At 47.3% G+C, this 15975-nt stretch carries 1 protein-coding gene (cut by a window edge); it reads right to left on the bottom strand.

The annotated features are described in order from the left end of the window. Window positions 1–15975, bottom strand: partial view of a VCBS repeat-containing protein gene (locus J4227_04630; protein MBS3109786.1) — the beginning only. It extends 16038 nt beyond the left edge of the window; the window shows 15975 of its 32013 coding nt (coding positions 1–15975); its start codon is at window positions 15973–15975; its stop codon lies beyond the left edge, outside the window.

The following is a 15975-nucleotide window of genomic DNA, read 5'->3' as shown; positions in this document are numbered from 1 at the left end:
GAGTATGGGCCTTGCAGTTGAATTGCCAAGATTGCTCACTGCGACCTTAACCTGGGTTGATGTCCCCTGCAATGGTATTGCGGGATTAAATGAGACACTGTCTACTGACACATCTCCAAAGATTGTGAAATTCCTCAAGCCAGTTGTATTGGAATTGCCTGCAATATCATAACAGTAAGCATTCCACAAGTAAGACCCAACACTGATATTTTCAACCAGCTTGCTGCTGTTGGCCCCGGATGTCGCATTGATGTTGAAAGTATAAGCTCCAGCGACTGAAAGGTAGCAATTTAGATATGGGCTGCTTTCATCGAACACTTCGAATGTGAAATTTATGTCGTCTTCGGAATTTGTATTTGTATAGTTCTCTTCCGGAGCGATAAGATTGACCTGCGGCGGTATCCTGTCAATGAGGAAGCTGCTGGTTTCGCTGCTCACAGACTGGCCTGTCCCATCCTTGCAGGTCACATTCCATTCATGATATCCGTTGGAGAGCCCGTTGATGGCAGGTGAATATCCAGTAAGGCCGTTTGGCACAGAATAATCTGTTGCTGCAACTGCTCCATCGATTGTGAGATTGCACAATAAAGTGGGATTGACATTATCCACTGCTACTGATGCGAATGATATGCTTTGCGCATTCAAATGGGCGCCGCCTATCGGCGACACCAATGTAACACTGTATGGGGCAGTATGGTCAATTGTGAAAGTGGGTGAATAAGCCCTTGTGGTTGCCAGTGAATCGCTGACATCCACAGCAACCCTGTATCTTTCATCAAGAACAGCTTGCGTGTCAAACAGGAAACTGTTGTCATTGGTCGAACCGATCAATTCCAGTTCTTTGGCAATATCCTGGTCAGGCGACGCGCCCCTGTGGACATGGTTGTACAAAATCCTTTCACCATTCAGGTAAAGCTGCACGCCATCGTCACTGCCGATTTTAATCCTGGCCAGGCTCAGATTCTCAGAGTATATATAGATGAATCCATAAGCAATCTGGTCACTTGCAGATGTAAAAATGCTGTACAAGTCAATGTACGCATCCGGATCCTGGCGCACAAACCATGTTTTGCCTGAACTGTTCAGTCCGGCTGCTGGCATAATCGTGCTCTCATTAACATAGTCCACGTCAAATTTGGCGTCCCCGGCATTGTCATACGGGCCTGCAAGCAGCCAATCCCTGATAAACCCGCTTGCATCAGGTGTTGCACTGGCGGATACGCCATCAAAGCCCAGGCTTAGGTTGTAGGGCGTGTTGTCAAGCTGTGCCAGCCTTACATAATATCCCCATGCGCCAGAACCCTGGTCAACCTTTATCAAAAGTCTGTTCCAGCCAGGCTGCAAAGTGACATACGGTTTTTCAAGATAGATTGTTGAATTGAAGGCATTGCTATCTTCATCTGTTATTGTCCAATTAACTGGCCCGCCTGCGTCAAAGGTTGACGATGCTGTCGGTGATGTGATTGAAACCTGCGGTGCATCGTTAATGATGTCAATGAGGTCGCTGTAAGTGGCTGTATAAGCGCCATTGCCTGCCTGGTCATTGATTGTTACATTGTATTCCAGGATTAGGCCCTGCAACAGGTTGAGGTTCTCGTTCACCAATCCTCTCAGCAATCCATTGAAGTTTGTCAGGCTTACAGACCTTTCAATTCCGCCGATAATGTAATTTAGCCTGCCGCTTGCAACATTTATCCCTGTCTCATTATCAGTGACATTGATGAGGATTTGCACGGTCCCGGAATTCTCTGTGGCATTTGCCGGCGATTGCACGATGCTATTGAACACTGGCGGAGAGACATCCCGGGTAACTTCCACAATGGCTAGGAAAGCATTGTTTGATTCCATGCTCTCACTATAAGCATTATCTGGATCAGCTGTTGCATTCAATGTCCTGTTTCCAAACATTCCTGTGGGGAAATTCACACTGAATGAGGTGTACTTGGTCTCTCCTGCGGCCAAGCCAGCGACATAATTCTTGCCGAGGAATAAAGCGTCCCGGTAAGCCGAGACTGAAACAGGTGTTGTGACTCCGTCGGTGCCAATATTTTGTATTGAGACATTGGCAATTCCAGAGCCGCCTTCATATGCCCCTCCTGTGAAAACAATTCCAGTAATCCTGAAATCAACATTGCCGGCTGTATAATTGTACATGCTTGAATTTACCCTGTTGCCGCTGAAGTCAACAGCCTCGAAAAGGAATCTCACAAGGGCCGAGGCGCCAGGAGCTGGAATCAAGCCGCTGTAATTTGCTGCTTTTGCCGTGGTTGCAACTGGCACAAATGCACTGCTGTTAAAGGAATAATACAGCCTGGCCGAGGAAATTCCCACATTGTCGCTGACAATAATAGAGACATTTGTGGCATCAAGAGCGGTTGGTGTTGACGGCCTCTTTGTTGGCGGGCTGAATGTTGGAAGCGCGCCATCGGCTATTGCCATTCTCAAATCAGACATCGCAATAAATCCGTCAGTGTCATTTGCGATAATCCTGTAAGTGATGGTTGCAGTTGTGCCGGAGGCAGGGATTGCGGCCCTGTAGAGGCTTCCGGATGGAATCATGCTGAGATTGAAAGCGCCAGTTGCATTTGATGAGTATGACAAGAGCGCTGAGCTTACAGATGTGTCATCTGTAATGATTGCACTGACATTTATGACCATGTCCAGGCCCGGATAGGCAGGAACCTGTGTAATGTTTGCAATGACCGGCGAGCTGGATGCATAGTAAGTGCTGTTCTGCGTGACTGACTTTTTGCCAGACATGTCAATTGCCTGAATCCAATAGGTGACAGATGTTGAATTTCCTGTAGCTGGAATCCTGGCAAAATATGTGCCATTGGCTGAGGTGCCAGAAATCCTTGTCATGAAAAGGCTTTTTTCGGACTGATTCTCCAGATTGTAGTACAAAATCGCGTCAGCCACGCCAATGTCATCGCTGACTCCTGCATAAATGGATGCCGGCGCCAGGTAATTCACATTATTGCTGAAAGTTGTAAAGGAATCAATGTTTGGGTCCTGGCTGTCAAACCTGAACTGGGAGTATGGAGAGACAAGCTCGTTGCCCGCGAGATCATTGGCAGTTATAGAAACATAAACCCCTGTCTGGTTCACTGTAGACAAGGATTTTACATGCCTTTGCGGCGTCGTTACCAAAAGCGCATCTCCAAGGTAACCGCCAACATTTGTGCCAAGGTCCTGGCTGGCCATTATCGGGGAGCCTGAATTTGCAGAATAAACCCTCACTATGCCGTCGCCCGCGCCAGCCACGATTTCATATTGGCCATCGCCAAATACATCGGCAAATTTAGGTGAATTGAGGTCTGTGCTGGCACTTGCGGAATATTCCAGGACATACTCGCTATTATTTGAGAACTGGTAAACCAGCAGGCTTCCGGTCGCATCCCTTCCAACAAGCAGTTCAATGTTTCCGTCATTGTCCCAGTCTGCACTGTCTGACGGCGTAATTGTTGTGCCCAGGTCCGCACTTCTGAAAACTTCAGAGAAGGTGCCACCTTCATACTTGAAAATATGGAAGAAGTCCTGGGACCCTACGGCAATCTCATCAATTCCATCATGGTCATAATCGCCATGGGTGATTCCTGCAATGCTGGTTCCCAGGTCACCGCTGCTGTATTTTTCCACGTAAAAGAACCCGTTAAAGCCATAAATGACCATCCTGCCTGTGGCACTGAAATCTCCGGTTATTATGTCAGCGACATTGTCGTTGTCTGCATCAAACACCTCTATTGTCCTTGGCGTATCTGCAACGGCAAAACTGGTCTCAAGGGCATATGCATTGCCATTCCAGCCAAAGATGTAGACTTTGCCATCTGTTGCATCAGGCACCAGGATTTCCTCGATGCCGTCGCTGTCAACATCGCCTGTGGCGAGCGCAAACACATTGCCTTCTGACACCCTGCCTGCTGAAGAGTTTAAGGTGTAGGTGTTATTGGAAAATTTGAATACCCTGAAGTATATGCTGTTGCCTGCAGTGTAATCTGAGGTTATGAGCTCAGGCTCCCCGTCATTGTTGACATCGGCCAGGGCAAGGCCAATCCCGCTGTTGGAGCCGTAATTGGCGCTGAAGAATTCCCTTGTCAAAGTGGAGCTGTCAAGTATATGGAAAACGCCATCTGTGCTTCCGGCTATTATCCTTGATTTCGCACTATCCGCAAGATTAGGCATGCCTCCGCGGAACTTATAGTCGAGGCTTAATGTATCGTTGAAGAATGTGACATTGTCGAAAGAGTAAGATATTCGGGGGTTCACAATCTCAACATTATCCAAAAGCACAGCGCCAATTTTCACACTGCTGCCTGTGACAGGGTAAGCCGGGTCAGCCTGAAGCAATTGCAAAGTTGGCGTTTCGCCGTCTGCCACGAATGAGAATTTGGCAGAAGATGAGCTTATGCCATCGCTGTCTGTTGCCTTGGCGTAATAAAAGAAGGTTGAGGTCGGGCCCATTGGAGTTATGTTTATTTCAAACAATCCATTTCCAAGGTCGGTCATTGGATAGTCCACGAAATTTGGCGAGCTGAAAACCTGGATTTCGGCAAGCCCGCCGCCATTGCCAAAATAAGAGTCCTCATAGAAGCGGACATACCTGGCAGGCATTGGGCTAAATATTGTTGCATAAGGGCTGACAATGTCATTCTGCGCCATGACAGAATCCTGGACAATGTCGAAATTGATGCCGTCGGTTGAGACACCCAGCCTGTAATCCCTGGCTGACCTGTCATAATAGCCGGCATTTCTTATGTTATAAACAATAATGCGATCGATAATGTGTGTTGCGCCAAGGTCCACTGTTAAAGTCGCGCCAGCCACGCCATCAGAGGTCAGCCAATAGTGGTTTTGTGTCGAGCCATCCTCCAGGAAGCCATCAATAGCCATTGAGGCTGCAAACTGCGCACTGTATGTGCTGGTTGCAATTGCCGTTGCCCCATTGCTTGCAAGCGCGAGATTTTTTTCTGTGTCCTCATTGCCCAACGACAAGGCAGCTGAGACAACATAACTGTCATCAGTTATTGCCGCAACAAAATTCACTTCTGTATTGTTTTTGGGATTCAAAGGCTGCGTAGTGACATTTATTATAGTCGGTGGATAAGTTGTCCTATAGCTGAAGACTGCGGAATCTGCGCTGTTATTCGAAATGTCCCCTGCCCTGACAAAATAGGATATGTTTTGCGGGACTCCGGTTGCCGGGATTGTGGCGTTGTAGGAGCCGAATGCTGCATTGCCAGCTGTCCGGTTCATTGCCAAAAATTGGAGAGGGCCATTGTTTGCGCTGTAAACCAGCTGCACTGCGGATATGAGTGTGTCATCCGAAACAACAGCAGTGATTGGTATCGGCTGCCCTGTGCTTGTGACAGCCTGGAACTCAGTCATATTATGGATTGTAGGCGGCACAACATCGAGTATCCTTCCGCTGAGGTTTATGGCTATTAATCTATTTTCCGGGTCATTTGAGCTGACTGCAATTATCCTGCCAGAAAGATCCAATGGCATGGATGTATCAAGCACAGCTTCAAATGTGACCGATGAATTAATGGTGAGGTTAAACGGCATTGAAGGGGAAGTCACCGGCGCCCCGACGCCAAGCCTGTATTGACCATTGGCAGGGCTGATAACGCCGGCATTTGTAAAAGTGCCATCGCCATTGCCCAGGAGCAGGAGCGTGGTCTGGCTCGAATAGGTCACAATCACCAAATCCTGATAGCTATCATTGTTTATGAGCGCATTGTCCATTGCATTGTTGTTGTTCACATCGATTCCTGCATAAATTCTGGCCTGGAAAGTGCCATTCCCAATTCCCTTCAGGAAATAAAGCGCGCCTCCGCCGCCTGAATCTGTTGTTATGATATCAGCAAAGCCATCCTGGTCAAAATCCGCCACGGCCAGGCCGTAGAGGTCAGTATAAGGATAGGCAATTGTCAATGGCGGCGCAAACGAGCCATTGCCGTATCCCAGATAAGCATAAAGATTGCTTGAGGATGTGGAAAGTATGAAATCAAGCTTGCCGTCATTGTTTATATCGCCTGAATCCTTGCCTCTTGCGGTTGTCGGGGCATTTGGCAATTGAACCCTCACAAAAGAGCCGTCTCCCTGCCCCTTGAAAATATACATAATCTGGTTATTGCCACTGAGAATGAAATCAGTGTTTAGGTCTCCATTGAAATCGCCGGAAGTTGTGTCCATGGCATAGCCGCTTGAAGTGTAGGTGCCGATTATCACCCCTGGCTTGAAACTGCTTCCAGTCAGCGGGAGGAGTTGGTTGTTCTCATAATATCTGACATTGTCGTCATTGCCGCCCGCTAAAATGTCGCAGTGCCCGTCGCTATTGAAGTCTCCAACTGAAGCCCCGCGGATTGTGGAGGAGTCCTGGGCAACAAAGCTCGTCGCTGCAAATGAGCCATTGCTTTCCACCGGCACTATCTCTATCCTTCCATTATCGTGTGTCTGGACAATGAAGTCATTTGCGCATTCAGTATCATGGCTTCCGCTTACACCAACAAAGCCCGGCAAGGCTGCGCGCCCGCTTAATACGGATGTGCCATTGTTGAGCAGGGTGAAATTCTGCGCAACATACTGGTCAATTGTTACATCTCCTATGGCCCATTCCAATGGCGACACAACTGCATCAGGCCCGATTACAGGCACAATGAATGCATCACTTTCGGCCAGATTGTTGCCGGCATCATAGGCTATAATCTCAAAGGTAAAAATGCCCTTGAATCCCAATGGGATATTGGCACTGTAAAGGCTGCCTGACAACTGGGTCATGTTGGCCAGGAAATATTCCCCATTCTTGGAGAAATTCAGGCTCACGAAATTGACTGCGCTGTTGTCAGTTACAACGGCTGTGATGTTCAGGCTGTCGGTATTCTTTGGTTCTGCCGGACTGAAAGTGATATTTGAGATAACAGGAGGTGTAATATCTGTAACTGTTGCCGAGACAGGCACTGCAATGGACGGAGCTTCCAAATCATTGGATTTGACCAGTATTGAATCTGAGAAAATTTGTGGCAGCGAGGTATCGAGCCTTAATTCTATTGTTATAGTTTCATTGGGCGATATGATTATTTCAAATCCGGTGTCAATTGGTGTCGTGCTGACAGACATTCGCTGACTGCCCAGCGGCGCACCTATCAGCGTGTTTGCCGGCGCAGTGAAGGTTCCGTCCCCATCCCCTTTGTACCACCTTACATCAGAATTGCTGTACCTGGAAATGACAATGTCCATATTTCCGTCCTGGTCAAAGTCATAATTTTCCGCAGGGATATAATCACTTAGGCTTATGCCTGAATACACTTCTGCCTGGAAAGTGCCATCCCCGTTTCCTTTATGGAAGTATAAGTCACCTGTGCCGCCCCAATTCTCAGCCATGATATCCACATTCCCATCGTTGTCATAATCAGCAAGGACAACGCTGTAGACATTATAATACGGGTGGCTGACAAGTTCCCTTGCAAAGAATGTCCCGTCACCTTTTCCCTTGTAAAGCCATAAATTATAATCTGAGGTTGCTGAGACAAAGTCAATGTGGCCGTCATTATTGACATCGCCTGAGTCTTTTCCACGTCCTGCTGCAGGCAATCCCTCCAGCAGGGTGCTTGTGAAAGTCCCGGAGCCAGTTCCCTTGAAAAGGTATACATTTCCACCATTGCCGGAAATGACAAAATCGTCATTGCCATCCTCATCATAATCAGCCACTGCTATGTCCATGCCATATCCTGATGATGAATATGTACCTGAATAAACCTGCGGCGCGAAGGCAAAGGGCGAGGTTTGCTGGTAGTAATGGATATTGCTGTCGCTCCCCCCTGTCACAAAGTCGCAATCATTGTCATTGTCAAAGTCAGCGATTCCAACTCCCCAAACGCCGGTCCATGGCTCGTCGACAATTGAGGTCTGCGGCCCGAAAGTCCCATCACCATTGATTTTAAGATATGCGAGCAGGCCACTGACATCGGAGGTGACAATGAAAGCATTGCTGCATGAAGATACATACGAAGTGTTTTGCGAAGCGTTCAGGAAATGAGGAAGCTTGACGCTGGCAATCAATTCAGCTGCCCCGTCATTCGTTATGGACAGATTGGCCCTGACATCATTTCCAATGCCCACTATGGAGAAATTTATTTCCAATGGCACAACGATAATCTGCGGTGTGGCGAAAGTGATGACCATGGGGCTTGTATTGACTGAATTCCCGGCCGGATCCCTGGCAAGCAGGTAGAAATCAGTCTGGTTCAATGCCAATGGCCCTATCTGCACAAAGTAAGTATTATTTCCAGTGGCATTTAGGTAAACAACAGTCCTGTTAACTCCATTGTAGTAGCTGAGATAGGCCAAGCCGACAAATTGGTTATCCTCAATCACAGCTGTGATGTTTATTTTATCATTTACGCTTGGGACTGCCGGATTGAAAGTGACATTGCTGATTGTCGGAGATTCCCCATCTGCCAGGTAATAATAAAATATTGAAACATTTGTATTGCCGGCCAAATCTGTTGCATTGATAAAAAAGGTAACATTTCCTGTGCTGTTCCTCGCAGGTATTTTGGCGGCAAATCCATCAGAACCAGCTGCATAAAGCAGGGAATTTGCCATCAGCACATCGCCATCCGTAGATGAAGACCAGCTTGTGCCCGTTACATCTGATGACGGCGGCCAGAATCCAAGCCCAACTGTCCGGCCCTGGCCAATCTGCCTGGTGGCCACCAAAACCCTTCCATCATTCCAATTTGCAACCCTTTCAGAGCCAGCCACAACTGATGTGCTGGCAGCGCGATAATAATCCACATAGATGGAATTGAATCCCCTGAAGATCGGATGATTTGGTATCAGGATGTTGACAAGGCTGCCGCCGCTGGATGAACCTGTGCCTGAAGGGATGGCATAATAATTGTTGGAAAGGAATCTTCCTTCAAGGCCTGTGCAGCCGCCATTGTAGGCAAATACGCCCATCACAACGCCTCCTCCGCTGTCCACATAGTCCGCCATGACATTGCCCATGGCAACACTGTTGGAATAGCAATAGTCCGTCCAGGTAATCACTGCATCATATGCCATTAACTGTCCCAATGTCGGAGTTCCGCTTGTTGCATCGTACGTATCAGCAGAGTTAATAGACGGGAATTGAAGGAGCTTATTCTTGACATCAGTTAGATAATTGGATGGATCGGCTCCGAGCACAAGAACATTTATCTTGTTTTGCCCTGATGAATTCATCACTATGCTTTCAAAGTTCAGGCCGTCATAGCTATAATAAAGCGTTGCGCCAGTGACTCCCACATTGTCTTCAATATCTGCAGTAACGGAAACATTGTCACTGTGCTTTGGATAAACCGGCTCAAGCTGCACTGTTGCCACGCCCGGCACCTGGCCATCAATTGTGAAATTGAAGCGTGAGGAGTTTGTGGCAAATCCGTCAAAGTCAACTGCATTGATGTAAAATTGCATGCTTAATGTCTGCGCCGCGCCGGGCATGGTTGCGCTATAAGCATCACCAAGATTGCCCATTGCAACAGAGTCAAAGCATTCATTCAAAGTATAGCAAACCCCATTTTGGCCTGAATTGTACATTGCTGCTATTTCGGAATTGGTCAGCGATCTCCCATAAATTTTGACTTCGTCAATAAGGCCATTAAATGGCTCGCTCAGTATATTGTGGATGCCAATTTTAAGGGCATTGGCATCAAGGGTGTAAAGGCCATTCTGGGATGATGCTGTTGGGTCCAGCGCGCCATTTACATAAATTCTCCTCACGCTTCCATTATGGGTTATTGCCACATGGTTCCAGGCATTTGCCTGGAGCGGCAGGCTTCCCTGGAATTCAGAGTAGGCGCCTGAAGCGTCTTTTGAGCCAAAGAGAACATTGCTGTTCCTGATTTGGAGCAAATACTGATGGTCGCCCTTGAACACCACATTATGATTGCCGGACAGTGTAGTGGGATAAATCCATGCCATGACTGTCACAGTTGATGGGCTCAATGAGGCATCATGCGGAACATTAACATAATCATCAATGCCGTCAAAGCTGAATGCATCTCCGGACTTGCCCTGCGCAAAGCCTGCGCCATTGACCAATGCGCCATTATTGCTTCCTTCGGTGTCATCAGCATTATTTTCAGCCGCCCAATGGCTGATAATTCCTGTCAGGTTCAATGCGCCAACCTGCTTTGTGTAGAAAACAATTGCAGACTGCACACCTTTATCGTCGGTAATATTTGCAGACACATCAATGTTTTGATTCAGGCCAGGGAAAAGGGGGTCTATGCTGACATTGAATATGGCGGGAGGAGTCGTTGTCTGGAAACTATAATTACCGCTAGCTGACATGAGGTTCCCGGCATCTGTGGCTACAATAAAATATGTGTAATTTGATGATATGTTATAGTATGGTATAGTTGCGTTGTAGATGCCAGAAAGGCCTGTGCCCATATTTCTGCCCATGACATAAGTCAGAGTCACATTATCCCTGAAGAATTGCATTGTCACATTTTTAACCTGGGAATTATCACTGACCGTTGCTTCTATCCTGAAGGATTGCAATGCATTCTGAACTCCGCTGACATTGGTGATGTTTTCTATTAAGGGAGGCAGGGTGTCGATGATTTCAGCAGAAACTGGAATTCCAGCAATTGGATTTATTGGATCATTCGAGCGAACTGTAACATTTCCAGAGAAATTTCCAGGCAATCTTGTGTCCAGCTGGATTTGGAGGGTATATCCTGAATTGGGGGCCAGCCTTACTGTCATGAATTTCCTTGGTGTCGGTGCTGACACTCCCATCCTGCCATTGCCCAGTGCCGGGCCAATGATGGTATTTGCGGGCGACACAAACGTTGCATTGCCATTTCCCTTCAGCCATCTCAACGATGTTGAAGTGTATGTGGCAATTGCCAGGTCCATCTTGCCATCATTGTCAAAATCAAAATTATCTCCCGGAGGGTAATTATTCATATCCTGACCAGTGTAGACTCCGGTTTGGAATGTCCCATCCCCGTTGCCTTTCAGGAAGTAGAGCTCTCCACCGCTCGAGGAACTTTGTGAGATGATGTCAATCCTGTCATCGCTGTCAAAGTCAGCCAGGATGACGGAATAAACATCCGAGTACGGGTGAGTGATAGTCTCCCTGACCTTGAATGTCCCGTCCCCATTGCCCCTGTAGAGGTACAGATTTGTTGAGCTCGTGCCAATGACAAAGTCCATATTACCGTCGCTGTCAACATCAGCGGCGTCCTTGCCCCTTGCGCTTGTGATGGCATCTGCAAGCTGCGTTTTTACAAAAGAGCCGTTCCCGAGCCCTGTGAAAAGGTATAGGAGCTGGTTATTTCCGGAAAGGATGAAATCCTGGTTGCCGTCATTGTTATAATCTTCAACTGCAACATCCATTGCATAGCTGCTTGATGTATAAGTGTTCAACACCTGCGCAGGTGAGAATACATTGTTATCATTGTTATTGTAATAATACACATTATTGGTGCTGCTGCCAGTTACAAAATCACAGTCATTGTCATTGTCAAAATCCCCTATTCCCAATCCCCACAGCTGGGACCATGGCTCATCCGCAACCTGCTGCTGGGGGCTGAATGTGCCATCCTGGTTGCTCTCCACCATCAATATGAGGGCATTGTTGTCGCCTGTCACAACAAAAGGCCTGTCGCAGGCGACAGATGAATTTTTCAGGAAAGAGGGCAATGAAATCCGCACAGTGAGGTTAACAGTCCCATTGTTATATATTGAGATGTTCTCATACAGCAAATCCCCGATGCCGGACTGGGCAAAATTGACAGAGGATGGGCTGTAACCCATCTGGGGAATGGCAATCGGGATTAAAATAGGATCGGAACGGTTGAGATTGGTGGAATTGTCCTCGGCCTGGATGATGAATTCTGTTTCGTTGTAGAAAATTGGCCCGATGTTTATTACAAATGTGTTGGGCTGGACTCCGGGCAGCATTTGCCTTGCCACGCGCTGGCTGCCGACTGTGTAATTGATTGTGACATTTTTCAGGCCAATGTTGTCAGTCACTGTTGCCTTGACACTTATGATATCATTTAAAGTTGGATTTGGGGGGATGAAACTGATATTTGATACCATTGGAATCTCTGCATCAGTGGAAAATATTTTTAGCTGGGACACATTGGTGTTGCCGGCTGCATCAGTTGAGCTGATGAAATATGTTACATTGCCTGACACATTTGCAGGAGGGATGTCGGCGAAGACCAAATTCTTTGGCGAGGTGAAAAGCAATGAATTTGCCATCAGGACATCACCGTCTGTAGCTGAGCTCCAGCTTGAGCCAGTGACATCTGACGACGGGGGCCAGATTCCCAAGCCAACCACCCTTCCGCTCCCTATATCCCTGGTCGCAACCAAAGCCCTGCTATCGCTCCAGTCAAGTACCCTTTCCGAGCCAGCTACAACAGTTGTGCTGGCCGCCCTATAATATAGCACGTTGAGCACGGAAAATCCGTCAAGTATCTGGTGGCCTGGCTTGAGGATATTGAAAGTGCTGCTTCCTGAAGTGTAAGATGTGCTTGAGGGGATTGCAAAGTAATTGCTGGACAAGAACCTGCCAGCAGGCCCCTGGCACCCGCCGCTATATGCAAACACGCCTGTCACAACTCCTCCACCATTGTCCACATATGCAGCCAGGACATCCCCCAAAGCCACATTATTGAAATAGCAGTTGTTTGTCCATGTCAGGACTGCATCATATTGCATCAGCAGGGCCAGGCTCGGCGTGTCAAGATTTGCCTGGAAGACATCAACGCTGTTTATGAAATTGAACTGGAGCAGCTTATTCTTCACATCATTCAGGTATGAAGCTGAGTCTGCACCGAGCACCAACACGTCCAGCTTGCCAGACAGGGTATTGGCCATGGAAATGTTTTGGAAGGTTATGCCATCATAGCTATAGGAGAGGATTGTGCTGGCAATATCATTTTTGTCGAGAATCCTTGCAGTGACCCTCGCAGGCTTCAAGGCACTGGGCAATGGCAATGAGGTTTGGATATTGCCGAAGCCAGGAGGCATTGAATCAATCAAAACAGTGAATAATGTGGAATTGGTTGAAAATCCATCAGTGTCTATTGCAGCCACAAAATAGGATATATTTGTGATATTGGCCATCCCAGAGACTGCACCCTGGAAAATGTCCCCTCCTGCCAAGGCCATGCTGCCTGTTGCAAATGGACCGCTATCATATCTGTAATAAATCTCGACAGAAGCCACACCCTTGTCATCAGTCACATTTGCAGTTACATTGAATCCCTGCCCGCCTGCAACTGCAGACGGATAGTGTGAAACACCATTAATTATTGGGCCCGATGAAACATTGAATCCTTCCATCCGGAGGTTGTTCAGCTCATTCAGTTCCGGGAAATAGTTGTATGCATCTGCGTTCGCTGTGAGATTATGCGAGCCTAAAATCCCGGCATAATTAACTGTTGTTGAAATGTTGAGTGAAGCCCCAGGAGGGATGTTGATGGTGGTGTAAACATTCTGCACAAATGCATTGTTCACAAGGAATTGCACATAATAATCAGGGTAGAGGGTGACTGCGCCAATATTTGTGACCGTTGCTGTGAAATTCAGCAGGTTGCCGACCCTGGCAGGGCTGGGCTGAACAAATACATCTGAAACAATTACATCAGGCAAGTCAACCTGCAGCAGAAATTCATTTTTCAATAGGTTATTGCTCTCATTTTGCTCAAAAATGTAATTATACGCATCGACATTTGCCGTCAAATTTGTCCTGTTGCCCACGGAGACAGCCCAGGCAAAAATCACTGATCGCGACGCGTTTGGAAGTATGGGGCTGCCAACAGATGCCGGCACATACGCATTGCCCACAAATACATCATTCAGGCTCACTGCCACATAAAATCCACTTTCTACTGAAGAGCCCCCGATGTTCATCATGGTGATATTGAAATTTATTACCGAGCCAAGCGCTGCAATTGTCTCATTTGGCATCCAGCTAATGTTTGTCAGGATCAAGTCCGGTCCGATTATGTATGGGAGCGCTACTGAATTTTCATTATTGCCCAGGTCCTGTTCCGGGATCCAGCCGGATGGATTTACAACAGCCTTGATAACATGGTCTCCAGGTATGGCCTGCCACATGCCGCCTATTATAATTGAAGAGCCTGATGTCAGGACAGTATCAACAATTGTGGAAGTGATAAACAGGTCATCCACGAAGAAATCCACCAAGATTGGGCCTGACAAGTCAACAATTCCAGCATTCCTGACAGTTGCGTTGACAACCATGCCAGCGCCCGAGATTATGGATTCATTTGGAACAACAGTCAGCACATCAATTACTAGGTCAGCGCCCTGAATAACAGGCAACGAGAACAAAAGATTGTTGTTGCTTTCATTTTCCTCGCTGATGGAATTTGCTGAGTCTGTGATTACAAATAAATTATAGCTGCCAACCAGGCCAGAGGTATCAAGGGTGGCAGGCACATTCACTGCCTGCCCGGCATTTGCGCTTGCCAACTGCTGGTCAAATATCCTTGGCTGCGGCAAATTATAAGTCGACCTGAAAATAGAATATTGGCCAGGATTGTAATCTGTCCACATGATGTATCCATCACCTGAATTGCTGACTGCTATTGAAGGGAAAGTCCAACCCGTCCATGTCGTGACATAGGCGCCATTGCTCATTTGTGTGTCCTGAGTCAAAAGGTTGCCATAAAGGCCCACGACAACCAGGTGCAATTCCTGATCGCCTGTAGTTTCATCATAGAATGCAATGTGTGCATTATCATTCAGAAGCGCCATGTTAGGCTGTGTCCTGTATATTCCATCATCCGGAAGAAGCGGGCCAAATGGAAAATAGGCAATGAGGGTAAGGTTTGCCGGCTGCCCATCAAGGCCCGATGCATATGGATTAAAAGCAGTAAAGAAGATATTTGTTTCCAATCCACCTTCATCTGCCGCAACAATGAGCACATTATTTGAGGAGTCCACTGCCAGCTTCTGCCAAAATGATGCGTAGCAATCGTCTATGCTGACTTGGCTCGCATTGATTAATGGCTGCCCATTTGAGCCGTTGAGCATCATGTAAAATACTTCATAATCGCAAGTGAAGGTCACCTCATTCCATGCAATATGGACATTGCCATTGCTGTCAATGCCAATGGATGGGACTGAATGGAACAGATTCCCATATTGCTCTGTAATTCTCACATCGGTAATTATGAAATTCCCATCGTTATCCAGCTTGGCATATCCGATGCTTTCGTCGCCGGTCCTTTCCCAGACAATGTGCACATCCTGGGTATTATCTACTGCGATAGCCGGCTGTGAGTCCTGTGAGCCATGCTCATTCTGGGCATTGATTGATATGTGCATATCACTGACTTCAGTTATGGCAGCAGCAGTGGCTGAACTGCCATCCTGGTCATCAAGCGAAGGGTCAAGCTTCTTGTAAAATATCTGAGGTGAGCCGAGCCTCCTGTCCTGCCACGCTATGTGCAATTTATCATTTGAGTCAACTGCAATTGATGGCCTGACAGCATCTGTGCCTGAAAATGTGAGCTGTGTGTCGTCAATTAGGATATTTCCATTCTTATCTTCCATGCGGTAGAATATTTCCAGATCTCCGGTTCGCCTGTCCATCCATAGCATGTGCAGGTTGCCCATGGAGTCCAGGGCTGAAGTTGGCTGGTCAGCTACAGAGCCAGTATACACTGCCGGTTCACTCAGTCCATACAGATAAGGCGATGTAACAGTCGGGGAAACTATAAATAAATTCATGAAATTATTGGCACTTGAATCGCCGATATTGCTTATGTTGGCTTCTATTGTGACATTTGCGCTGGTATTGATTACCGACGGAGATGAGACAGAGTCCACAATGAGGTCAGGCAGGGCTGCAGCTAATGAAGAACAAAGGATAAGCAGAGCAGCCAGTGCCCATGCAAGATTTTCCAATCCCTTTTGTCTTTTGATTTTCAT

This window comes from Candidatus Woesearchaeota archaeon, assembly GCA_018303405.1.
In the GTDB taxonomy this organism is placed as follows: domain Archaea; phylum Nanobdellota; class Nanobdellia; order Woesearchaeales; family JABMPP01; genus JAGVYD01.
Note: the sequence above shows the minus strand (reverse complement) of the source record. Positions and strands in the feature narration are given on the sequence as shown.